The organism is Xenorhabdus sp. SGI240 (genome assembly GCF_040081915.1).
GTDB classification, from domain to species: Bacteria; Pseudomonadota; Gammaproteobacteria; order Enterobacterales; family Enterobacteriaceae; genus Xenorhabdus; species Xenorhabdus bakwenae.
The window spans coordinates 152,153-173,869 of record NZ_JBEBMB010000044.1 but is presented as its reverse complement, the minus strand read 5'-3'; the positions used below and the strand labels follow the sequence as shown (position 1 = coordinate 173,869).

Annotated in this window: 23 protein-coding genes and 3 pseudogenes; 11 read left to right on the top strand and 15 right to left on the bottom strand. The window is 43.0% G+C overall.

Annotated elements, in window-relative coordinates:
- Positions 1-410: 410 nt before the first annotated feature.
- From ABLA76_RS11395 to ABLA76_RS11385, 3 genes are all read left to right on the top strand, one after another.
- Positions 411-563 (top strand): hypothetical protein, encoded by a 153-nt coding sequence (locus tag ABLA76_RS11395; protein WP_348988012.1) that lies wholly within the window; start codon positions 411-413, stop codon positions 561-563.
- A 155-nt stretch (positions 564-718) separates the two neighbouring features.
- Positions 719-1,909, top strand: a complete 1,191-nt coding sequence (locus tag ABLA76_RS11390) for an MFS transporter (protein WP_348988000.1) — start codon at positions 719-721, stop codon at positions 1,907-1,909.
- A 325-nt stretch (positions 1,910-2,234) separates the two neighbouring features.
- Complete coding sequence (locus ABLA76_RS11385; RefSeq protein ID WP_348987999.1) at positions 2,235-3,113, top strand: GNAT family N-acetyltransferase; 879 nt, start codon at positions 2,235-2,237, stop codon at positions 3,111-3,113.
- A 348-nt stretch (positions 3,114-3,461) separates the two neighbouring features.
- Here the strand turns inward: ABLA76_RS11385 and ABLA76_RS11380 are convergent, their stop codons facing one another.
- The 6 genes from ABLA76_RS11380 to ABLA76_RS11355 all read right to left on the bottom strand — a co-directional run bounded on the left by ABLA76_RS11380 (position 3,462) and on the right by ABLA76_RS11355 (position 6,870).
- Positions 3,462-4,826 carry a thioesterase domain-containing protein gene (locus tag ABLA76_RS11380; protein ID WP_348987998.1) on the bottom strand — a complete coding sequence of 455 codons (1,365 nt, stop codon included), beginning with the start codon at positions 4,824-4,826 and terminating at the stop codon, positions 3,462-3,464.
- A 143-nt stretch (positions 4,827-4,969) separates the two neighbouring features.
- Positions 4,970-5,179: a hypothetical protein gene (locus ABLA76_RS11375; protein WP_348987997.1), complete on the bottom strand. Its 210-nt coding sequence runs from the start codon at positions 5,177-5,179 to the stop codon at positions 4,970-4,972.
- A 9-nt stretch (positions 5,180-5,188) separates the two neighbouring features.
- Positions 5,189-5,770 (bottom strand): putative phage tail protein, encoded by a 582-nt coding sequence (locus ABLA76_RS11370; protein WP_348987996.1) that lies wholly within the window; start codon positions 5,768-5,770, stop codon positions 5,189-5,191.
- Positions 5,761-6,156 carry a baseplate J/gp47 family protein gene (locus ABLA76_RS11365; protein ID WP_348988011.1) on the bottom strand — a complete coding sequence of 132 codons (396 nt, stop codon included), beginning with the start codon at positions 6,154-6,156 and terminating at the stop codon, positions 5,761-5,763. Before ABLA76_RS11365 ends, ABLA76_RS11370 begins: the two co-directional genes overlap by 10 nt.
- On the bottom strand, positions 6,156-6,602 hold the full coding sequence (locus ABLA76_RS11360; protein WP_348987995.1) for a DNA-binding protein: 447 nt from the start codon (positions 6,600-6,602) through the stop codon (positions 6,156-6,158). The genes ABLA76_RS11365 and ABLA76_RS11360 overlap by 1 nt, the downstream gene beginning before the upstream one ends.
- Before the next feature lie 40 nt (positions 6,603-6,642).
- Positions 6,643-6,870 carry a helix-turn-helix transcriptional regulator gene (locus tag ABLA76_RS11355; RefSeq protein ID WP_348988010.1) on the bottom strand — a complete coding sequence of 76 codons (228 nt, stop codon included), beginning with the start codon at positions 6,868-6,870 and terminating at the stop codon, positions 6,643-6,645.
- Positions 6,871-7,043: 173 nt separating this feature from the next.
- Between ABLA76_RS11355 and ABLA76_RS11350 the strand changes: the two genes are divergently transcribed.
- Positions 7,044-7,418: a helix-turn-helix transcriptional regulator gene (locus tag ABLA76_RS11350; RefSeq protein WP_348987994.1), complete on the top strand. Its 375-nt coding sequence runs from the start codon at positions 7,044-7,046 to the stop codon at positions 7,416-7,418.
- 73 nt (positions 7,419-7,491) lie between these two features.
- On the top strand, positions 7,492-7,689 hold the full coding sequence (locus tag ABLA76_RS11345; protein WP_348987993.1) for a hypothetical protein: 198 nt from the start codon (positions 7,492-7,494) through the stop codon (positions 7,687-7,689).
- Between the two features lie 374 nt (positions 7,690-8,063).
- Here ABLA76_RS11345 and ABLA76_RS11340 read toward each other — a convergent pair whose 3' ends face one another.
- Positions 8,064-9,278 (bottom strand): NAD(P)/FAD-dependent oxidoreductase, encoded by a 1,215-nt coding sequence (locus tag ABLA76_RS11340; protein WP_348987992.1) that lies wholly within the window; start codon positions 9,276-9,278, stop codon positions 8,064-8,066.
- 298 nt (positions 9,279-9,576) lie between these two features.
- Here ABLA76_RS11340 and pitA point away from each other — a divergent pair, with 298 nt between their 5' ends.
- Positions 9,577-11,067, top strand: coding sequence for an inorganic phosphate transporter PitA (gene pitA / locus ABLA76_RS11335; protein ID WP_348987991.1), 1,491 nt, complete (start codon positions 9,577-9,579; stop codon positions 11,065-11,067).
- A gap of 80 nt (positions 11,068-11,147) precedes the next feature.
- Here the strand turns inward: pitA and ABLA76_RS11330 are convergent, their stop codons facing one another.
- From ABLA76_RS11330 to ABLA76_RS11320, 3 genes are read right to left on the bottom strand one after another with little or no spacing between them, the layout of a single operon-like run.
- A complete protein-coding gene (locus ABLA76_RS11330; protein WP_348988008.1) occupies positions 11,148-11,402 on the bottom strand; it encodes an IS1 family transposase in 255 nt (84 codons plus the stop codon).
- A gap of 44 nt (positions 11,403-11,446) precedes the next feature.
- Positions 11,447-11,602 carry an IS1-like element transposase gene (locus ABLA76_RS11325; RefSeq protein ID WP_348987990.1) on the bottom strand — a complete coding sequence of 52 codons (156 nt, stop codon included), beginning with the start codon at positions 11,600-11,602 and terminating at the stop codon, positions 11,447-11,449.
- Positions 11,603-11,611: 9 nt separating this feature from the next.
- Positions 11,612-12,781 carry an MFS transporter gene (locus ABLA76_RS11320; protein WP_348987989.1) on the bottom strand — a complete coding sequence of 390 codons (1,170 nt, stop codon included), beginning with the start codon at positions 12,779-12,781 and terminating at the stop codon, positions 11,612-11,614.
- A gap of 181 nt (positions 12,782-12,962) precedes the next feature.
- Here ABLA76_RS11320 and ABLA76_RS11315 point away from each other — a divergent pair.
- Positions 12,963-13,208, top strand: a pseudogene (locus ABLA76_RS11315) (helix-turn-helix domain-containing protein); the annotation flags it as partial.
- Between the two features lie 170 nt (positions 13,209-13,378).
- Positions 13,379-14,278, top strand: coding sequence for a LysR family transcriptional regulator (locus ABLA76_RS11310; RefSeq protein ID WP_348987988.1), 900 nt, complete (start codon positions 13,379-13,381; stop codon positions 14,276-14,278).
- Positions 14,279-14,624: 346 nt separating this feature from the next.
- On the opposite strand, the gene uspB is transcribed toward ABLA76_RS11310, so the two are convergent.
- Positions 14,625-14,954 (bottom strand): universal stress protein UspB, encoded by a 330-nt coding sequence (gene uspB, locus ABLA76_RS11305; protein ID WP_047766371.1) that lies wholly within the window; start codon positions 14,952-14,954, stop codon positions 14,625-14,627.
- A 297-nt stretch (positions 14,955-15,251) separates the two neighbouring features.
- On the opposite strand from uspB, the gene uspA reads away from it, so the two are divergent.
- Positions 15,252-15,683 carry a universal stress protein UspA gene (gene uspA / locus ABLA76_RS11300; RefSeq protein WP_285809044.1) on the top strand — a complete coding sequence of 144 codons (432 nt, stop codon included), beginning with the start codon at positions 15,252-15,254 and terminating at the stop codon, positions 15,681-15,683.
- Between the two features lie 257 nt (positions 15,684-15,940).
- A complete protein-coding gene (gdhA, locus tag ABLA76_RS11295) occupies positions 15,941-17,284 on the top strand; it encodes an NADP-specific glutamate dehydrogenase (protein WP_348987987.1) in 1,344 nt (447 codons plus the stop codon).
- 75 nt (positions 17,285-17,359) lie between these two features.
- Here the strand turns inward: gdhA and rsmJ are convergent, their stop codons facing one another.
- The gene (gene rsmJ, locus ABLA76_RS11290) at positions 17,360-18,103 is read right to left on the bottom strand and encodes a 16S rRNA (guanine(1516)-N(2))-methyltransferase RsmJ (RefSeq protein ID WP_348987986.1); all 744 of its coding nucleotides are present in this window, start codon (positions 18,101-18,103) and stop codon (positions 17,360-17,362) included.
- A gap of 6 nt (positions 18,104-18,109) precedes the next feature.
- The gene (prlC, locus tag ABLA76_RS11285) at positions 18,110-20,152 is read right to left on the bottom strand and encodes an oligopeptidase A (RefSeq protein WP_348987985.1); all 2,043 of its coding nucleotides are present in this window, start codon (positions 20,150-20,152) and stop codon (positions 18,110-18,112) included.
- A gap of 156 nt (positions 20,153-20,308) precedes the next feature.
- On the opposite strand from prlC, the pseudogene ABLA76_RS11280 reads away from it, so the two are divergent.
- A pseudogene (locus ABLA76_RS11280) lies at positions 20,309-20,693 on the top strand (GNAT family N-acetyltransferase).
- On the opposite strand, the pseudogene ABLA76_RS11275 reads toward ABLA76_RS11280, so the two are convergent.
- Positions 20,663-20,977, bottom strand: a pseudogene (locus tag ABLA76_RS11275) (hypothetical protein). The pseudogenes ABLA76_RS11280 and ABLA76_RS11275 overlap by 31 nt on opposite strands.
- Positions 20,978-21,409, bottom strand: coding sequence for a hypothetical protein (locus tag ABLA76_RS11270; protein WP_348987984.1), 432 nt, complete (start codon positions 21,407-21,409; stop codon positions 20,978-20,980).
- Positions 21,410-21,717: the final 308 nt, after the last annotated feature.

The window sequence follows — 21,717 nt, the reverse complement described above, 5'->3', positions numbered from 1 at the left end:
GATATACTATTGTTGTGACATAGCCTTTTGTTCCTTTATTTCTCTATTTTTGACGACTTAAAGTTATAAAGGAGCGGCTATGTCATTTCAACTCATCATAAAAGTCGAGCATCGCGTTAAGGTAGGCTTTTCTCATCCCAATAGGATACATGAAAAATAGTCACGTCTGAAAAAGATTCTGAATAGGCTGTTGAAGCCGTTACCTTCCAGTGGCAAAAAAATCGAGAAAATATCTGACTTAAAGCATTTGATTCGCAAACGTTATAACAGGTGGTAATTAACTTTGACTGTTTTTTTAACTCAAAACAGAAAGGATTAAGAAATTGGGCTAAGGCAAGAAATAAGTTGCAAGATGCCATGAACACACAGCCAATGTCCGCCACGATTTTCAGCATAAATTTTCAAGACAGATTATTGACGAAAACCAAGCCGTGATAGTCGAGACCTTGAAATCATCAAATGCGTTAAAAAACTCAAGGTTGACAAAACATATCGCCGATACTTCATGGTATCGTTTTGCTTCTAAACTGGAATATAAGGCCGGACAGAAAGGTGTAGTTTAAGAAAGTTAAGGCTTTCATGTTTTTAATAACATATATGACATATTTGTCATATATGTTGTTCATTATAGCCTATTTTTCTTCTTTATGTGAGTGTGCACCATATCAAAGTTACGCTCTGTTAAGGGCTGAGCTACTCGACTTGAGGAATTTAATTGATGAATAAAACGACTACATCTGCTCAATACAAGGAAATTGAACGTTTACCTATAGCAGCACTGCTTGCTTTGGCGATGGCTGCCTTTATCACGCTGCTGACCGAAATCATGCCAGCCGGATTGCTTTCTTCTATTGCAGAAGACTTAAAGGTATCAGAAAGCCTAGCTGGTCAGTTTATCACTGCCTATGCTATAGGAGCATTGGTTGCTGCCATTCCTGTGACAGCCCTTACACAAGGCATGCGGCGACGCCCTTTACTATTGATAGCGATCTTCGGTTTTGCTGTTGTTAATCTTATCACTGCGCTTTCCAGTAACTATAATGTCTCACTGGTAGCTCGTTTTTTCGCTGGTGTTTTCGGTGGAATCGTCTGGTCACTGCTAGCTGGTTATGCGGTGCGTATGTCACCCTCTCATCTCAGTGGGAGAGCGATTGCAATATCTGGTACGGGCGCGACCATCGCTTTGGTACTCGGTGTGCCGCTTGGCTCGTTACTCGGTCGATTCATCGGTTGGCAAGGCGCTTTTGGACTGATGTCTGTCCTAGCACTGTTGCTCATCATGTGGGTGATCTCCATCGTTCCAGATTTTCCTGGCCAAGTTAAGGAGCAGCGCCAGTCTCTTGTTGGCGTATTTATGAAAACAGGTATTCGTGCCGTATTATTTGTTATCTTTACCTTCGTTATCGCTCATAACATTCTCTATATTTATATCGAGCCTTTCCTTGAATCTTCAGGCTTATCCAAGAATGTGGATATTATTCTGCTCATCTTTGGACTTGGCTCGATAGTTGGTCTATGGTTTGTCGGTATAATGGTCGATCGACGACTACAATTCCTTGCTGTAGCGAGTATCGCGATCTTTGCTTTTACAGCCCTGTTGCTCGGTCTCTGGGGTAACATTCCACAGATAGTCTATCTGTGTATGGCTATCTGGGGCCTCTCTTTCGGCGGATTTGCTACTATCACTCAAACGGCATTGGCTCGTTTCGCGGGTAATTCAGTTGATGTTGCACAATCTATTTATACGACAGGTTGGAATACCGCAGTTGCTGGTGGCGGTATCATCGGTGGTATTTTGCTTGATAGAGCAGGTGCAATATCCTTTGCATGGGTAGTAATTGTTCTCCTCATTATCTCTTTGTTGAGCACGGTCTTTGCCATGAATAATTCATTGCAACGTAATGTCTAAAATACATGTGAAGACTCTTAGTGGGTCTCCACAAATCCTATGGCTTTGCGATATATGGCTATATTCTATTATTTTGTCAGTAAATTTTATTTACTACTTGCATGAGGTTGGTGTTCATATAACTTATTTATTATGGTTTAAAGCCAATCAACATCTTGGATACATGAATATACCTAATAATAAAAGGTAACATTGTCTTTAGTGGTTTTTTTAGAAGTATTATTGGATCATAAATGAAGATTTTTTATCTAAAATAAACGGTTATAGCTAAAGATTCTCTCTATGATGAGGTTATAAAATATGGACTTTGTATCGGAGATACTTTATGAATTCTGCTGCAGAAAAATCTAAAGAAGAAATTCAGATAAAAATTGCCACACTGACTGAATGGTTGAATGTAGTCGAAATGGCTCGTCAGGAAAAATGGAATCCGGGATTTGGAGATGAATCTCTCTTTTTTAATGTTGATAATGAAGGTTTTTTTATCAGTTATTTGCAAGGAAAGCCGATTGCTTCTATGGCTGTCGTGAATTTTAACGAAAATTATGCAAATATCGGATATTACATTGTTAAACCTGAATTTCGTGGTAAAGGTATCGGTTTTGCACTCTGGAAGTTTGCCATTAAACATGCTGGAGAACGCATAATTGCTTTAGATGCTGTGTCAGAGCAGGAAAAAAATTATGCTAAGTGGGGATTTAAAAGTTATTATCATACATTTAGGATTCAAGGACAAGCATCAGGTAACTCAGTTAGCAAAGTAAACACACCGAATATTAATATTATTGACCAGAGCACCATCCAATCAGTGATAGAGTTTGATGCAAGTATTATTGGATATCCTCGTGACAGGTTACTTACTTCTTGGTTTTTTGGTAATAATCGCAAAGGCTTTATCTTCTCAGAGAATCAGAATATAAAGGGGCTGATCGGATTGCGTCAATCTAATGATGGGTATAGGATCGGACCGTTTTACGCAAAGGATCAGGATCATATAAAGGCTCTTTTTTTGACGGCTATTAGGGAAATACCAGAAAACGCTCTTGTGACACTAGATGTTCCTGAATATGCACAAACAACGATTAATCTCTTGGATTCATTTGGATTCCATACTCTTTTTCATACCTGCAGGATGTATCGCGGAACACCACAGATAGTTTATAAACAAGGAAATAATGCGCAGGCCTCACTTGAATTAGGTTGAAATTTATTTCAACGGTTGATAAACCCTATTAAAATAATAGGGTTTATTTCATTATGTACAATGTATATTAGGTCATGACGTGAAAACGTTCATTTGATATTCTTATGCTTTCTGAGAAACTTTCGCTATTTGTAATCAGGGCGAGAGCGTGAACGTTTTATGAACACAATTGGAGCGAAAATAACTCTCAATTGTATTAAATTTAAAGCAACCCAACACATCCTGTCATCAAAATAGTTTGGATATTGTTCGTGTTGTTTTTAATTTAAGCACTCACGCTCTTGCCCTGGTATAATATGAATTCAAAAAGGAACTTATTTAATCACGGATTGCAAAACTCCTATTCTTTCACAGAGAAGGAACATGTTTAGTAATGAGCGACATAAGATGATTAACACCGGGTTCCATCAAGAAGTCAAAATGAGTGACATTGAGTTTTATAATTTCCCGTCCTCCTCGGAAACAATCTATTTTATTCTCAAAAACAGAAAATTCATCGTTAAGTGCACTAAAAATGTATGCTGGGGTAGTTATAGATTTTTGTGCTTCATTATTGCGTTCGTGTGAAATTCGCTGCGACTCAATTACCACTTTAGAGATTCGCCTAACTAGATCAGAATTGGAGATTGAATATTTCTGGCAAACAAACTCAATAAAACTGACTTCATTACAGGATGTTTTCAAACACTCGTGCAAATCAGGATCATCAATATTGCGTGAGAAAACTGTAAAGAGCAGCGTAATTAACCCCTTATTATCGTATTCGTCAGATAGGTTTGTTGTAGGTAACCCTTTCAGCATACCGGGAGCAAGCAAAACAATTTGCTCCACTTTTTCTCCCATTTCCTCAAGCTGAAATGCTGCTTCAAAAGCTAAATTGCATCCAAATGAATACCCCCAAAGATAGTATGGCCCTTCTTTCTGAATCTTACGTATTTCTGCAATATCGGCAGAAACCATTTCTTCGAGTGAGCTATAAGGAATCTCATCTTCATTGATGCCGAATGCCTGAATTCCATAAAACGGCCGTTCGCCTGTCATTTTTTCGGCCAACGCTCTTAAGTTGATGGGGTATCCTCCCAACCCTGGCCAGCAAAATATCGGAGACTTTGTTCCCGATGATCGCAAACAAACCAATCGAGAAGATTTTTCGGTAAGTCCTTTGTCAATAATCCTTGCAATTTTCTCAATTCTTGGGGCAGTAAAAATAATATGAAGCGGTAACTTAGTATTGAAACGCGCATTGATAGACAAGATGATATCAACAGCATTCAACGAATCACCACCTAGATCGAAGAAATCATCAGTAACAGAGATAGCTTCAATTCCTAAAGCACTTGTCCATATTTCAAGAATGGCTTCCTCGGTTGAGTTCCTAGGAGCAATCAACTCTTCGACATTACGTTCATCTATGAGCGTTTTTATTCTTCGCATGTCAATTTTTCCATTAACTGTATGCGGCATTGAATCAACAAAAACAAAAACACTTGGGACCATATAGTCTGGAATCAGCTCGCTCAGTTTTTGCTTAAAAACTGAAACCAGTTCGTCTTTACCAGTTTTTTCCTGCAATATTTTCTCATTAGAGCTAATTTGTATGCAAACCGCCAGAGAATTACGCCCATGTCGCCCTTCATTAACCAACGCTGCTGCACTTTCTACAAAATCTAGACTTTCCAGGACAACTTTGATTTCTTCAAGCTCGACCCTCATTCCCTTGATTTTTACCTGAGTGTCACTCCTTCCAGCAAAATAATAGACACCTTCACTGCCTAAATATGCAAGATCACCCGTTCTATATACCCTAATAGGTTCAAAATTATCTCCAATAGGATATTCGATAAAATGCTCACTGGTTAAGTCTCCCTGATTAAGGTATCCGGTGTAACACCAGCCTCTTTCAGCACATTCAGCAATTCCGCCTGAATCTGGTTAAACCATTCCTGCCCTGGATAACTGGCACTTAATCCCGCGCCACCTTCAGTAAACCACTGAGGCGTGGAATTATTGGTTGGGGTGATGGCAGGCATCACGCTGATGCCTGACGGGTTATCGAGTCCGAACATCGTTATTCCTCACTGATAAATAAAAACAAATTCGGTTTCGGCTGGTGCATAACGTTCCAGCAGACATTCCAGGTCAGCGGCGTCAGCAATGCGCAGGCGTTGCTGGCAGTTGTCCAGAACGGTAGCAAAATGTGTCTGTCGGTCGGCGACATGGACAAACACGCGAAACCAGTTGATATCGGGGTAAATGGGATAATTGCAGGCGCGCAGACAGTGATGCGGGTAACGTTCTTCCAGTCTGACACGATAGCCACGGTCGGCGGCCAGCCGTTCATAGAATTGATTGCACAAGCTGCCGGACATAATTAACTTGGTTTTGACGGCCTGACGGCGGCTGTTAATCGATGACCCTCTGTCAATGCTACAGTCAGGCAACCCGGCAAACTCTTCCCAGTCTTCCAGTAACATAAACGCCCGGTCAGCGTAGATCTCGTCTAACAACGCCGCATTAATGGTATCCACCCGGGCAAATTCTTCCCCGGTTGCCAGCATCAGTTTGGCCAGATTGCCGTCGGGATCTTTTGACCAGGCTAAGCCGTTCGGCAGCAATTGCAGTCCGGCGCGCTGGTAATCGCTGGCTGTCATCGCCATGTGATCGCCCCCAGCACAAAAATCTCATTTTCTGCCGCGTGCATATCGCTGGTTGGATTGATTACTGTGTTATCCATTTCACCCGGTGTGTTAGAAATGGTCGCACGGATTTCAGACAGAAACGCCAAACCACCGGGACGCAGGCTTTCCAAATGAATTTTCAGGCTGGCTTTAACCGCATCGCGCACTTCTTCCGTATTGGGGGATAAACGAATAACGAAGTCGATTTTCCTTGCGATGGGACTTATCACGATAAGCTCTGCGCCTGTGGTTTTGCCTTCCACCTGGTTGGTCACCGGATTGATATGTCCGGTCAGGTAGTCTTTGACCCGGTTTAGATCATCTGCATTGGGGAAGATATTAGGCTCTTCATCCATGACGAACATCACACCGACCGTACCATGCCCACGATAGACGCCGGAGCAATTTTCAGTGCTTCCCCCACGGAATCAAACGCGGTCAGCGTATCAATGCCACTGTCCAGTAATTCCGCCACAGCGATAACCACTTCACACCGCTCGCGTGCTTTTCCACGCTGTTTTTCATTGGCGTTGTTCCAACCCTGCCAAAGCAACTCACGGGAATAGCTTTCAGTCTGGCGTTTTTTTATCTCAATCGGATTGCCTGCAACTTCTATCACGCCTTGCTTTTTCAGTACCGCTGCACGGGCAACAGGTGGCAGGCAATTAATGGGATATTCAAAAGATTTTGAACCTGAGCGCTTACGGCGATATTCACCTGCGAGCTTATCCAGATTCGCACGAATGTTGTGCTGCATTGTAGGCAAGCCCGGCAGACCAATACATTCTTTAGCAGTAATCCAAATATCCATCAGTTCCACACCTTTAAATCGGCGGGATTACCCCGCATGGTTATTGTTTTACGTAACGGCTCGGCCAAATAATTGCAGGTTCAACCCCAATAGCCTGAGTAATGATCTTCTCCCCTTTAGGCCAGGGTCTGACTAACGCATTACGTAATGTATCTGCTGCCAAACCTGCTGCTATCGATAGAGTGCGTAAATTTGTGCCACGTTTTTCTAATGCCGCGCGGATATCTGCGCGGTGCCAATCTACGTCTTCTTGCGAGATTAACGACATCATGCGATCCTTATACTTATCTGTTCCGATAATTTGCTCCGATAACTCATAACGATTATCGGTATGGATACAAATACAGCGTATAAAAACACGCATGTAAATAGATTGCGTGTTTTTATACTCAAAAAGATTCTGGACGCCCAGCATTGTAACTATCTGTGTGGTATGTATTTATGATTAAAAACTACGAAAAAGAAGCGAAAGACACAGATCATGTTTTTCAGGGAAGTGTAATAACACGCTTTGGAGAGAGATTATCTACGCTCATTCAAGGAGAGTCATATAAATCATTTGCCAAAAAATGTGGTATGTCTGACAAGGCCATAAGAGATTATGTAAGTGGAAAAACATTCCCTGCATTAGATAGGATTGCTCATATTGCTGATGTTACAGGATGCTCATTTGAGTGGTTAACTACAGGGCGCACTGTAAATAAATATGCTACATATGATGAAGTGAAATTACTTGGCTCTAATGAATGTCATGAGCCATCAACAGAATATCGAAGTACAAAACAAACAAACAAATCAGCAACAAGCATGGTCTGAAATTCTTGAAAGAATGACACCAACAGAAAGAGAAGCAGTTCTCGATAAAGTTTTTAGGCAAGGAATTAATATATTGTTAAACACAACTCAGGTGGAAGAGCTAAACTCACCCCAGTCTGAAGAGCAGTCTATATCTAACCATGCTCTATTCGTCGCTCGCATGTACGATTCATTGACGGATGAACAGCGCCAGAGATTTTTGGAATCTATCCGAGAAGAAGAGCAAAAGGATACTGACCGCCATTTAAGCGGAAAGAGCAAAGCCAGCTAATGGGCTGCCTGGCCCATTAGTTAAAGAGTATTTAAAGATGATTTAAACAGATGATCGTGCACGCCCTACATTTACCAAAATATGTGAATCAAAAACGTCTAATTCAAAATTTTTCTCATTTTGGTAAGTCTGCACGAGAAGTCGGAGCTGTTCTATAACTCACATCCCAACTCTGTGAATTCCCTGAAATTATTCCCGCGAAATCCCGTTTATTTTGACAAATTCCCTATTAATCTTTGTTTCTCATTCTTTGTGGTTCATAACAGTCATATAGTATTCTGTCATGCCCCATTTATGGAGAATCCAATGAGGCTGCTATGTAAGAACAATAATTAAAATTGTTCTTACGGGAAATTTTATTGTCTAAAATTACCTTATAGGCAAACCTTATTATCTCCACACAACACCAACGCCTGTGCACAAGCCCACGCCGAACTCCATGCCCACTGGAAGTTATACCCACCAAGCCAACCGGTTACATCGACTACTTCACCAATAAAGTACAACCCTTTCACCTTATGGGTTTCCATCGTTTTTGATGACAACTCGTGAGTATCCACGCCGCCAAGAGTAACTTCTGCTGTACGATAACCTTCCGTACCATTGGGTTGCACCTGCCAGCATTGCAGGGTTGTGATTAGCGCTTTTTGCTGTGCGCCATTAAGTTGTTTCAAAGACAGTTCCGGCAATTGCCCCAGGGACTGTAAACATTCCACCAGACGTTTGGGCAGTAATTTAGCCAGTGTGTTTTTCAAACTCTGATTGGGATGAAATTCCCGTTCCTTATCCAGAAAACTCCCGAAATCTGTATTAGGAAGTAAGTTAATACTCACATACTCACCTGGCTGCCAATAGCTGGAAATCTGTAAAATAGCCGGGCCGGAAAGACCGCGATGGGTGAACAGAATATTTTCCCTGAATACGGTGCCATCTTTTGCGGTCACAACAGAGGAAACTGAGACACCGGAAAGGGTTTGAAGTTGTTCCTGTAGTGGTTTATGCAGGGTAAAGGGAACTAATGCTGCACGTGTAGGCAGGATGTTGAGTCCAAATTGTTCCGCGATACGGTAACCCAAAGGAGAGGCTCCCAAGCCCGGCATGGACAAACCACCGGATGCCACAACAAGTGAGTGGGCGCTTACCTTTCTTCCTGCCGCCGTAATGACAAAACCCTGCATTTTCTTCTCGACATGAGTCACTTCACTGCGCAATTGAATCGTTACCTGTCCTCTTTCACACTCTTTTAAAAGCAGGTCTATGATTTGTTGGGCTGAGTCGTCGCAGAAAAGCTGCCCCAATGTTTTTTCGTGGTAAGGGATACCATAACGTTGTACAAGAGCAATAAAATCCCACTGGGTATAGCGAGCAAGTGCTGACTTACAAAAATGGGGATTGGCAGAAAGGTATGCTGCTGGTTCGGTATACATGTTGGTGAAATTGCAGCGCCCGCCACCGGACATCAAAATCTTGCGACCCGCTTTTTTGCCATTATCCAGTACCAGAACGTTTAACCCAGCCTGTCCTGCTTGTGCAGCACAGAATAAGCCGGCAGCGCCAGCACCAATAATCACTACATCAAATTTTTCCATTCATTTGTCTCTTTTGGCCGAGTTAATTGTGGGAATTCACTGCATTGTGAAGGTTCTGTTCACGAACTACGGAGAAAAATAGGCATTTGGTTTAACTTTCTGCGGTAAAAAGTTATTTTTCATCAAAAAAATATCAAAATATTAAAATTAAATAACCATTTGATATTATTAATAAATGCAAGAATTTTTATGTCATTTGACCATCATTAAATCAAAAAAAGGTCATATTTCTCTTTTCCCGCTACCATTTGTCACTGATAATGCGCGCGTTCATGTCCTACTAACTGGCTTAACGTTTATGCTACATCTGTTTACTGGCCTGGAATTTTATACCGGCCTTATGTTAGTGCTTGCTCTGTTGTTTGTGCTTTTCTATGAAGCCATCAATGGGTTTCATGATACCGCAAACGCAGTAGCAACTGTTATTTATACCCGGGCAATGCGTTCACAGCTTGCTGTTGTGATGGCAGGGGTTTTTAACTTTTTGGGTGTTCTCCTTGGTGGGTTAAGTGTCGCTTATGCGATTGTGCATCTACTACCTACGGATCTTCTGCTAAATGTCAGTTCAGCTCACGGTTTGGCTATGGTTTTTTCCATGCTGCTGGCGGCGATCATCTGGAATTTAGGGACGTGGTATTTCGGTATTCCTGCATCCAGTTCCCATACGTTGATTGGTTCTATTATCGGCATAGGCCTGACTAATGCGATAGTGACCCGTTCTTCAGTGGTTGACGCGTTGAATATTCCGAAGATGATACAGATTTTCATGTCCTTGATCCTGTCTCCTCTTGTTGGCCTGATCATTGCCGGAGCGATGGTGTTTTTACTGCGTCGTTATTGGAGTGGTACAAAAAAACGTCGTCGTATCCATATGACGCCTGTTGAGCGTGAAAAACAGGATGGCAAACGTAAACCCCCATTCTGGACACGTACTGCCCTGATCCTCTCTGCTGTTGGTGTGAGTTTCTCCCACGGAGCGAATGATGGTCAGAAAGGTATCGGTTTGATTATGCTGGTTCTGATTGGTGTCGCGCCTGCGGGGTTTGTCGTCAATATGAATTCAACCAGTTATGATATTGCTCGCACTCGTGATGCCGTTGTCCACTTGCAGCAGTATTATGGGCAGCATACTCCAGCGCTGACTCATGCGATTGAACTAAATCCAGCCGCTTCTTCTGTTGAAGATCAACTCGATCTGACGTTCCATTGCGATAGCTCACGCGCATTAGTGGTGCTGAATAAGGCTGAAAGCATGTTGGCGAGTACTCAAAACTTCAACGAGTTAACGCCGGATCAACGTAACAGTATGCGCCGTATGTTGATGTGCGCTGCTGATACAACCAACGTTGTGGCTAAGCTGCCAGAAACCAGCCTTGAAGATGCACGTTTCCTGAATAAGCTGCGTAAGGATTTGCTCAGTACGGTGGAATATGCGCCATTATGGATCATTGTTGCCGTGGCTCTTGCCCTGTCTTTAGGCACAATGGTTGGCTGGAAACGTGTTGCTGTGACTATCGGTGAGAAGATTGGCAAAAAAGGCATGACTTACGCCCAGGGTGTTTCTGCACAGGTGACTGCTGCGGTTTCTATTGGTGTTGCCAGCTATACGGGTATGCCAGTATCCACGACACAAGTGCTTTCTTCTGCGGTAGCGGGGACGATGTTGGTTGATGGTGGTGGTGTGCAGAGTAAGACCATCAAGAATATCATGTTGGCGTGGGTTTTGACGTTGCCGATTTCCATTGCATTGTCGGGCTTACTGTATTGGATCGCCCTGAAACTGATCTAATCACATCTTAGAAAAAAGGGTTGTTTGTTATTGTAGGCCAACCCTTTTTTATTTTTGTTTATCCAATATACCGTAAGATCCTACCCTTCAAGGCATTGGTCATGCTTCCAATGGTTAAGGTGTTTTTCCTCAGGTCGGCAATCGTAAACAGCATAATCATCCGTACAGTAGAACTGAATGTAAAAAGGAGACAGGAGTGCCCGCAGTTTTTTCGGCGTGTTCCGGCTACCATCACCAAAAACATGTGCCACTCCCCGCTTCAGGTTGGGTTCCCAGGCATACCAGAGCCAACGCTGATTTCGCTTGTTATCGACAAATGACCACTGTTCATCTATTTCACAGATAATCTGAATATCACCCCCTGCAAGCGGCAGCGTAGTTATGTTTCTGGGAGTGCGTTTTTTCGTGTGCGAATGACCGTGTTAATGCCGACATTCAGGACGCGAGCGGTATCCCTGAGTTTTGTGACAGTACCGACAAACCACATCAACTTTAGCCATCTCTCATCCATAACAAAAAGTGGGGAATTCATCATATTATCTAATCATTTGGAGCATGACCCGTTTTCCAATACCAGAGTTCGTTTTTGCCTAACCGCATAAATGGTAATGAGTAGACCAACTCCAGTTGTAATAGCGCCTATCCAGTTGGGTGATACAAATCCATAACCCGCATTGATTGCGATACCACCTAACCAGACTCCACCCGATGCTCCCAAATTAAATGCGGAAATATTGGCCGCAGAAGCGAGTGTAGGTGCGCCAGCAGCTTTTTCCATGACGTACATCTGTAATGGTGGGATAGTGCCAAAGCCAATAGCACCAAGTAAAAACACAGTAATAATAGCGAGAGGTTTGATATGAATGGTGTAAGTAAACAGTACTAATACCAACACTAGTAAGGTCAATAAAGTGAGGATTGTGGGAATCAGCGCCTTGTCTGCAAATTTTGCCGCAACAATATTACCAATAACCAAACCGATACCATATATAGACAGGATCCATGCTAAATTTTCAGGAGCAAATCCAGCTACCTCAGTCATCATTGGAGAAATATAAGCAAAGGAGGCTAATAGTCCACTAAATCCAACGGCTGTCATCATTAATGCTAACCAAACTTGTGGGCGTTTAAATACAGCTAGCTCGCTCAGGATAGAACTGCGTTCAGATATTTGTTTTGGTACTAACAATGTTAAGCCAATAAACCCTAGAATGCCCAACAACGTAATTGCCCAGAATGCGGTACGCCAGCCAAAATTTTGACCAAAAAAGGTACCTAAAGGCACGCCTACAACGTTTGCTAACGTTAAACCAGTGAACATCAGAGCTATCGCACTGGCTTTTTTGTTTGGTGCGACAACGGTTGTAGCAACAACAGCGCCAATACCAAAAAAAGCACCATGACAAAAAGCCGATAAAACTCTGCCAAACATCAGTTGCTTGAAGGTTTCTGCTTGAGCAGAAATAACACTACCCATGATGAAAAGAAGAATCAAAAAAACTAACGTATGTTTGCGATTAAAACGTGCAAGCAAGATAGTTAATATTGGGGCGCTTACAACAACCCCTAGCGCATACCCGGAAGTGAGGTAGCCAGCTTGAGGAATTGTAATACTGAGATCATGTGCAATATCTTGCAGCAATCCCGTTGTAACGAACTCTGTTGTGCCAATAGCGAATGCGCTAATAGCCAATGCTAACAATGCGAGTGGCATATCATACTCCTAGAGTGAAAATTCTATAAATATGATAATGCCTAGCTAACTTATTGAGTACTATAAGTTATTTGGAATATCACTTGTGAACAATTGTCACAATAATTGATAGCCATTAGTATATACCCGTCGTTATTGAAGATGCTTGATTTCTTATCCAAACCAGATCATGCTTGCAACCATGAAAATTCATCTGACACCAGAACAAAAACGTGCCCTCGAATTGATGCATGATACAACTCGAGATAGCCGGGTCTGTGATCGCATCAAGGCCGTGCTTTTGGCGTCAGAGGGCTGGACTGCCCAGAGGATTGCACAGGCCTTGCGTATTTATGAAAGTACGGTAAGCCGTCACCTAAAAGATTTCATCGCGCAGGAAAAACTCACCCCGGAAAATGGCGGCTCTGAAAGCCATCTCTCTGCTGAATAAACCGCCGCCCTGGTATATAGCAAGAGGCATAATTATTACCTTATTAAAATAATTACCAGGGTAATCAATTTCTTGGTCAACAGAATGAGTAGTAGTTTAAATGCATTGATACATAATCCTAAAAAGATAAAATGGACTATCCTCTTTTTCCAAAATAGAACAACTCTATGGCTCTCAGTAACCTTGATGATCTTGTGACTTTTTTAACTGTGATAGACTCTAATAGTTTTTCAGCAGCTGCGCGAATAATGAATAAAACGCCTTCAAGCGTCAGTAAGCAGATAGCACGACTGGAAGCTGCCTTAAATGTCAGTTTGTTCGAACGAAATACCCGAATGATAAAAATTACCGATGAGGGAACAGCTATTGAGAAATATGTGCGTACAGCTTTATCACTTTTAGAAAACATCTATACTATAGATAATAAAGGAAATAATAATTTGGAAGGAAATATTAAAATAACAGCCCCAGTCGCATTTGGGGAGAAATATATCACCAAAGAAATTATTTCATTTATAGATAAATATCCCAGAGTCAATTTCGATTTACAGTTGACTGATCGGGTAATTGATATATACAGCAATAAATTAGATCTTGCTCTACGCTTTGGTCAGTTGGCTGACTCTCGATTAATAGCCACACCTCTTGCCGTTAGCGAGCGTATTTTAGTTGCCTCACCAAAATATATGAAAAGCGGGGCTATATCACATCCTAATGAACTCAAAAATCACAATTGTCTTCTGTTCTCTTACCCTGGTCTTTTTCAACACACATGGTCATTAAATAAGTCAAAAGAGCAAATTGAAATTACTGTTTCAGGAAATTTACGTAGCGATAATAGCCATGCTATCAAAGCATGGTGTCTTGCTGGACTAGGTATAGCGCTGAGGGAAAAATGGGATGTAAAAGATGAGATAGCTACAGGTAAATTGGTTAGAGTTCTGCCAGATTGGAAAGAAAAAGAAACAATGATAAGTATAATCAGAGCTCGTAGGGAACCTATTCCTCAGAGGGTAAGAAGTTTTATTGAACACTTAACTTACGAATGGAGAAATCCTAAATTTTAAGGGTTCTGTATCATTAACAGAGGAAGCTCGATCGCACAGGGCGGGATCTCACATTTTGATAGGGTTATTGTGAGTGAAAATAACCCTATCAAAGATCGATAAATACGCAGGTTAGATATCAAAACCTATCAATAAAATCGTATTGAACGTGAGAAATTATCAATAACTGCATATTGGATGATTTTTGCGCAAAGCGGGAACCCGCCCCGCCCTGCTCGATCGCACGGTCTAAGCCCGCCTGAAATTTTTAAATCCCATCATGGAGCGTGTTCGCCGTTTCATGACGTGGAATCGTAGCCTTCAGCTCAGCACGGGCGTTGTATTGCGCCGGTTGCTGACTATGACGTCAAATCATCATCGCTATCAGGCAAAGCAGAACAACGCCACAGAGTATTTCTGTCAATATAAATTGTTTCCTCATCCTTTCGCATAATAAGACGACATCAGGGTCGTGATGGTTAAGATAACTTTGTGAATTGATATAACGCACGAGCCGAATCTGCTTATTGAATTGACCATTAGCTTTAAAAAAACCATTCCCATCAACGGATTGATACAGCATGGGATCTGATTCACGTAAAATTGACAGAAGTACACGGAGCGAAGAACAGTAGCGCATTATGTTAATAATGCAGATAAGGCAAACTGCCCAAAATAGTGCAATGGTATTGAACATACTTCCCCCTCCTGATTGTGGCAGTAAAGGTTGCTAATAGCTGCCAGCAAAAGAAGAAACCAATAAGAAACGTTTTGATTTGAATAATAACTATATTGAATCTTAGTTAAAAATACAGTGTCCAGCAGGTATTATCGTAAGGCATATAATCCGCTATTGTAGCTGGTTTGAAAGTAAAACAATAAGTTGTGATCACAACAACACTCAAAAGACACATTGAGCGGTTATAGTATAAACATCGAATCATGGCGTTTAATGTTGCCTATCCATTTAAACGACGTTATGGAAGGAGTTCTTATGGCTTACAAACATATTCTTGTTGCGGTTGATTTATCCCCGGAAAGCCGGATTTTGGTGGAAAAAGCGGTATCATTGGCGAAACCGTACAATGCCAAAATTTCCCTGATCCATGTTGATGTTAACTACTCTGATCTTTATACCGGCCTGATTGACGTAAACCTTGGCGATATGCAGGAGCGTATTGCGGATGAAACGCGTAATTCCCTGAAAGAACTCTCTGCTAGTGCAGATTATCCCGTTCAGGAAACGTTGAGTGGCAGTGGTGATTTAGGGCAAGTCCTTGTCGATGCGATTAAGCAATACAATATGGATCTGGTGGTATGCGGCCACCATCAGGATTTTTGGAGTAAGTTGATGTCTTCAGCACGCCAGCTTATTAACACCGTTCATGTTGATATGTTGATTGTTCCTTTGCGTGACGAAGAATAATCTTCGGTTGATATTTTATTCCGTAAAATCGCCTGCTTATGCAGGCGATTTTTTTATCCGCAGAAAAGATAATGAAACTGGTTTAGAAATTGTCAAAGGTATTTTTGAGAAAATACATAAAAATAGTTGTTGAAATTTAAGCATAGAACAGTGCTATATTCAGAAAGCAAACCGTAACTACCTCACATTTTCGACAAAAAAATAATATGGAAAATGGCAGGGGGTCATCACATCTGCATGACAAAAAGGAAGCCCGAATGAATGTTTCATTATCTTTAGTTTCGTTTCTCGATTTGGTTCAATCCCGTAATCAGCATCAACCAGAATACCTACAGGCAGTACGAGAAGTGTTGACTTCTCTCTGGCCTTTTCTGCAACAAAACCCACAATATTGTGAGCAAGGGTTATTGGAACGTCTGGTGGAGCCGGAAAGAGTTATCCAATTCCGCGTCTGCTGGGTGGATGATCAAGGGAAAGTACAGGTTAACCGCGCATGGCGGGTTCAGTTCAGTTCAGCTATTGGGCCGTTTAAAGGCGGAATGCGTTTTCACCCTTCTGTTAATCTTTCTATCCTGAAATTTTTAGGTTTTGAGCAGACATTGAAGAATGCGTTAACAACGTTGCCGATGGGGGGCGGAAAAGGGGGTTCTGATTTCGATCCCAAAGGGAAAAGCCACGGTGAAATTATGCGATTTTGTCAGGCATTGATGACAGAACTTTACCGTCATTTGGGACCAGATACCGATGTGCCAGCCGGGGATATTGGTGTAGGCAGCCGTGAAGTTGGGTTTATGGCAGGTATGATGAAAAAACTGTCGAACAATACGGCGTGCGTTTTTACGGGTAAGGGCCTTTCTTTTGGTGGCAGCCTGATCCGCCCTGAAGCTACCGGATATGGGCTGGTTTATTTCACCCATGAGATGCTTAAACGTCATGGTATGGAACTTGAAGGCAGGCGAGTATCTGTGTCCGGTGCGGGGAATGTCGCCCAGTATTCCATTGAAAAATGTATGGAATTGGGGGCGAAAGTCGTCACAGTATCGGATTCAGGCGGTACGGTATTGGATGAAGAGGGTTTTACACCGGAGAAACTGGCTCATCTTCAAGAGATCAAAAATCAGCGTTACGGCCGTGTGGAAGAGTATGCCAAAGAGCGTGGACTGACTTTCCTTAAAGGCCAGGATCCGTGGTCCATTCCTGTGGATATAGCCTTGCCTTGTGCGACGCAGAATGAACTGGATTTGGAAGCAGCACAAACATTGATCAAAAATGGTGTGAAAGCGGTTGCGGAAGGCGCCAATATGCCTGCGACGATTGAGGCTACTACAGCTTTCCTTGATGCAGGCGTTTTGTTTGCACCGGGTAAGGCGGCTAATGCGGGTGGCGTGGCAACTTCGGGTCTGGAGATGGCACAGAACGCAGCACGCCTGAGTTGGAAAGCGGAAAAAGTGGATATTCGCTTACATCACATTATGCTCGATATCCATCAGGCTTGCGTAGAATACGGTGGAGAAGAGCAACAAACTAACTACGTACAAGGCGCAAATATCGCTGGCTTTGTCAAAGTGGCGGATGCGATGTTGTCACAAGGCATTATTTAGGAAAGTAATTATTTATAAAATAATTGTGTAGTCAGGCAATTTAAAAACCCCAATAGAACATGGGGTTTATTTTTTCTAACAAGGATAAATATCGAATCGGTGATTTTTGGTGGTAATGGCAGCGGATGCTTTAACACCTGCCAGTGGTTCTGCATAATCAGGCCGTTTTACCACAACCCGACGTTTTGCCAGCGTTCTGGCAGGTTCCAGCAAACTATCAGCATCCTCATCCGCCCCGACCAACGATTGGAAAATCCGCATCTCTTTTTTGACCAACGCGCTTTTTTGCTTATGTGGATACATTGGATCAAGGTAAACCACATCTGGCGGCGGTGTAATATCTGTCAACGCCGTAATACTTGAGGCATGGATCAGCGTCATGCGTTCTTTCAGCCAGCTACCAATCTCTTCATCCTGATAGCCACGCTGTAGGCCGTCATCCAACAATGCGGCTACCACGGGGTTGCGCTCCAACATCCTGACATGACAGCCGATAGAAGCCAGTACAAAAGCATCGCGTCCCAACCCAGCGGTGGCATCCACAACATTGGGTAAATACTCTTTCTTGATGCCGACGGCTTTCGCAACGGCTTCGCCACGGCCACCACCAAAGCGACGACGGTGTGCCATTGTTCCGCTGACAAAATCGACATAAATCCCGCCCAGCTTAGGCTCATCGCGCTTGCGTAATTCCAATCGCTCGGGAGTCAATACTAGTGCCATGACTGAGTCTTCATCGTGGATCAGATCCCAACGTTCAGCCAATCGCGATAAGGCGCTGCGATCAGCGCCTTCTTCACAAATCAAACAAATCTTCACAGGTCATTATCCACCGATGCCGTAGCTCTTCAGCATGGCATCCAGTTCTGGTTCACGACCACGGAAACGGACAAACAGGGTCATTGGATCTTCTGAGCCGCCGCGGGTCAAAATATTGTCGAGGAATGACTGACCGGTGGCGCGATTGAAAATTCCCTCTTCCGAGAAGCGGGAATAGGCATCGGCTGCCAGCACATCCGCCCACAGATAGCTGTAATAACCCGCTGCATAACCACCATTAAAGATATGGCTAAAGGAGTGCGGGAAGCGTCCCCAATCGGGTGATGGCGCAACTGCAACCTGTTTTTTCACAGATTGCAGCGTTTCCAGGATTTGCGCTCCTTTGGCGGGATCATATTCCACATGTAAGCGGAAATCGAACAGGCCAAACTCAAGCTGGCGCAGAATTTTCATTGCGGCCTGATAGTTTTTGGCTGCCAGCATATTATCCAGCATCTCTTGTGGCAGCGGTTCCTGCGTTTGATAGTGACCGGAGATAAATGCTAATGCTTGCGGCTCCCAGCACCAGTTTTCCATAAACTGACTTGGGCACTCTACCGCATCCCACGGCACACCACTGATGCCGGCAACATCCAGGGCTTCAATTTCGGTCAGCATATGGTGCAGGCCATGCCCAAACTCATGGAATAGTGTTGTCACTTCATCGTGCGTAAACAGGGCGGGTTGATCACCGACTGGCTTATTGAAGTTACAAGTCAGATAAGCGACTGGGTTTTGCAACTCGCCAGATGCATGACGCATTCTGCCGACATAACTGTTCATCCATGCGCCACCGCGTTTATGTTCACGGGCGTAAAGATCTAAATAGAAACTGCCGCGCAATACCTGCTGATCATCATACAGGTCAAAGAAACGAACATCAGGGTGCCATGTATCGACATCATGGCGCTCTTTGGCGGTGATGCCATAAATGCGGCGAATGACTTCAAACAGTCCTTCCAGCGCCCGTTGTTCCGGGAAGTAAGGACGCAGTTGTTCATCATCAATGGAGAAGTCATGCTGCTTTTGCTTCTCGCTGTAATAGGCCAGATCCCACGCTTCCAGCCCATCAACACCGTGGTGAGATTTGGTAAAGTCGGTGAGTGTTTCCAACTCTTCTTTACCTTGTTGATGGGCGCGTTTGGCCAGATCGTTCAGGAAATCGAGCACTTGCTGAGGTGTTTTGGCCATTTTGGTTGCCAAGGAACTTTCAGCATAGTTCTTGAACCCCAGTAATTGAGCGAGTTCATGACGTAATGCAAGGAGTTCCGCCATCATTTCACTGTTATCCCATTTCCCGGCATCTGGCCCTTGATCGGAAGCACGGGTTGTATAGGCGTAATACATTTCTTTGCGCAGTTCACGATTATCGCCATAGGTCATGACGGGCAGATAACTTGGCATATTGAGTGTCAGCAACCAGCCATCCAGCCCCTTGGCTTCGGCGGCGGCCTTGGCTGCGGCTTTGGCACTTTCAGGCAGACCAGCCAGATCGCTCTCGTTGGTAATCAGCTTGGTCCATCCCATGGTGGCATCCAGCAAATTATTGCCGAACTTTGCACCCAGCTCAGATAAACGGGCAGTAATTTCACCGTAACGCTTCTGTTTCTCTTCTGGTAAGCCAATGCCGGTCAATTCAAAATCACGCAAAGTATCTTCAATAACCTTGCGCTGTGGCTGGGGAAGGGTTTCGAAGGCTTGGCTCTCTTTTAATGATTTATATGCCTGATATAACCCTTTGTGTTGCCCCAACCAGGTATCGAATTCAGAGAGCAGGGGCAGGCTTTGCTCATAGGCTTCGCGGAGTTCTGGACTATTCTTAACCGCATTCAGATGTTCGACTGGCGACCACATACGGGAAAGCCTGTCTTTCTCTTCTGAAATGGGTTGGCACAGGTTATCCCAGGTAAAAGCGGCGTTTTCGGATAAAATCTTCTCAATGACTTGGCGGTAATTGGCTAACGTCTCTTTCACAGCCGACACGACATGTTTTGGTTCTATTGTAGAGAACTCAGGCAATGCAGAAGATGTCAGTAACGGATTAGTCATAATGAGTGCCTTATAGGTATATTTGGGTATAGGCTTAAACCAGCCCCGCATCCCAATGGGTTGTTGACGATAGATGGGGATAAGATATCGTGAGTTCAATGCTAATGCCGCACTTTTATGCGAATAATTAGGCTCTTTTTCTGTCAGAGATCTGTGATGTCATGGAAACGTTTAGATATTATTGGAGACGCGCTATAACCCTGTAATTCATCAATTTCTGACACGTTCTCGTTGGGCGGAAGGTGTTGATCTCGAAACAGTACGGTCTGCTATTGAAAACAGCCTGATATTTGGATTGTACAAAGATAAAACCCAAATAGGATTTGCGAGGCTCGTCACAGATTTTGCGACGTTCGGCTATCTATGTGATGTTTATGTATCGGAAAAGTATCAAAAACAACAAGTAGGCCGCTGGTTGATAACGTGTTGTCAATCTCATTCCATTATGCAGCGGCTACGTAGAATTATGCTTGTGACGTCAACGGCACCCTGGTTATATGAAAAATTTGGCTACTTCGAATTATACAGCGTATCAAGCTGATGAATGCGTTGGCGGTAACTTTGCAGCAAACAGGCTGTATCGCCCTTGCATTTGTGGCGCTGTTTCAGCCATACAGTTTGGTTACCATGCATTTCGCCAGATACGCCCATGGCAAACAATCCGCGCAGAAAATGATATTTCACCCTTAATTCCACATCCAGATCATTCAGCATTGGGTTTGAGTAAATTGCTTTCTCATCCTGCTACTTGGCTTTGACACAGTCAAAACTGGCAGCAAAACTGAACGGAGAAAAGAGAAGTAACATAAAGGAGAAGTACTTCATTTACCTCTCCTTTATGGGAAAGAACTTGAATGACCGGGCTTTGCCAGTTGCATCTAATTTGCAGGAGAATCGAATGTCATGCCAGCCATCATTTGTCCGGTACATACCGATGCCAACCAATTCAGAAGGCTGTTTGAGTCTGATACTCTCTTCTGAAACCACACCGAGGAAAATTTTATCAGCGTCTTTGTCATATTTCTTAATGATGGGTAAGGCAAAAGGACGACAAATAAACTCTGCCACTTTTTTGGTATCTGACCAGTTTTCTACCATTGGTCGTGCAGATTTATCTGTAACTTGTTTATTAATCTGTTGTTGCAGGTATTTTTTTTGGTTTGGAGATAATTGTTGAGAGGGCACTTGTGCTTGTGCAAAGGCAGATAATAGTAGACTGATAATCCCCAAATAAGTTAAGTATCTTGAGTAAAACATAATGGTATACGCCTTGTTTGAGATTAAAAAATTATGGCATAAATTTTAGGGGTGCGCCATTAATATACTGCTATGGTATGCGTTTGGGATTACTTATCGATAAGATTAATGTTAACAGATATATCGATTAATCTTGTAATTACGGGCGTGGTTGTAAAATGTTAAGCAGAATTTAAATAATGTTTTTTGCATCGAATAAGTATGAGGTGTTCTTATTTTTTTTGAAAAAGAAAAGCATACCTCACCTTATTTTTAGTGAGGTATGTTATTTAAAAGATTTTATAAATAATTCAATATGTCAAATGACG

Bases quoted from the DNA above. Each gene is read 5' to 3' on its own strand.
- ABLA76_RS11270 (WP_348987984.1), bottom strand. From the start codon at position 21,409: ATGTTTTACTCAAGATACTTAACTTATTTGGGGATTATCAGTCTACTA.
- uspA (WP_285809044.1), top strand. From the start codon at position 15,252: ATGGCTTACAAACATATTCTTGTTGCGGTTGATTTATCCCCGGAAAGC.
- ABLA76_RS11390 (WP_348988000.1), top strand. From the start codon at position 719: ATGAATAAAACGACTACATCTGCTCAATACAAGGAAATTGAACGTTTA.
- ABLA76_RS11325 (WP_348987990.1), bottom strand. From the start codon at position 11,602: ATGATGAATTCCCCACTTTTTGTTATGGATGAGAGATGGCTAAAGTTG.
- ABLA76_RS11370 (WP_348987996.1), bottom strand. From the start codon at position 5,770: ATGGCGATGACAGCCAGCGATTACCAGCGCGCCGGACTGCAATTGCTG.
- ABLA76_RS11360 (WP_348987995.1), bottom strand. From the start codon at position 6,602: ATGGATATTTGGATTACTGCTAAAGAATGTATTGGTCTGCCGGGCTTG.
- pitA (WP_348987991.1), top strand. From the start codon at position 9,577: ATGCTACATCTGTTTACTGGCCTGGAATTTTATACCGGCCTTATGTTA.
- gdhA (WP_348987987.1), top strand. From the start codon at position 15,941: ATGAATGTTTCATTATCTTTAGTTTCGTTTCTCGATTTGGTTCAATCC.
- prlC (WP_348987985.1), bottom strand. From the start codon at position 20,152: ATGACTAATCCGTTACTGACATCTTCTGCATTGCCTGAGTTCTCTACA.
- ABLA76_RS11320 (WP_348987989.1), bottom strand. From the start codon at position 12,781: ATGCCACTCGCATTGTTAGCATTGGCTATTAGCGCATTCGCTATTGGC.
- ABLA76_RS11385 (WP_348987999.1), top strand. From the start codon at position 2,235: ATGAATTCTGCTGCAGAAAAATCTAAAGAAGAAATTCAGATAAAAATT.
- ABLA76_RS11310 (WP_348987988.1), top strand. From the start codon at position 13,379: ATGGCTCTCAGTAACCTTGATGATCTTGTGACTTTTTTAACTGTGATA.
- ABLA76_RS11365 (WP_348988011.1), bottom strand. From the start codon at position 6,156: ATGTTCGTCATGGATGAAGAGCCTAATATCTTCCCCAATGCAGATGAT.
- ABLA76_RS11355 (WP_348988010.1), bottom strand. From the start codon at position 6,870: ATGTCGTTAATCTCGCAAGAAGACGTAGATTGGCACCGCGCAGATATC.
- ABLA76_RS11340 (WP_348987992.1), bottom strand. From the start codon at position 9,278: ATGGAAAAATTTGATGTAGTGATTATTGGTGCTGGCGCTGCCGGCTTA.
- uspB (WP_047766371.1), bottom strand. From the start codon at position 14,954: ATGTTCAATACCATTGCACTATTTTGGGCAGTTTGCCTTATCTGCATT.
- ABLA76_RS11380 (WP_348987998.1), bottom strand. From the start codon at position 4,826: ATGAGGGTCGAGCTTGAAGAAATCAAAGTTGTCCTGGAAAGTCTAGAT.
- ABLA76_RS11350 (WP_348987994.1), top strand. From the start codon at position 7,044: ATGATTAAAAACTACGAAAAAGAAGCGAAAGACACAGATCATGTTTTT.
- ABLA76_RS11375 (WP_348987997.1), bottom strand. From the start codon at position 5,179: ATGTTCGGACTCGATAACCCGTCAGGCATCAGCGTGATGCCTGCCATC.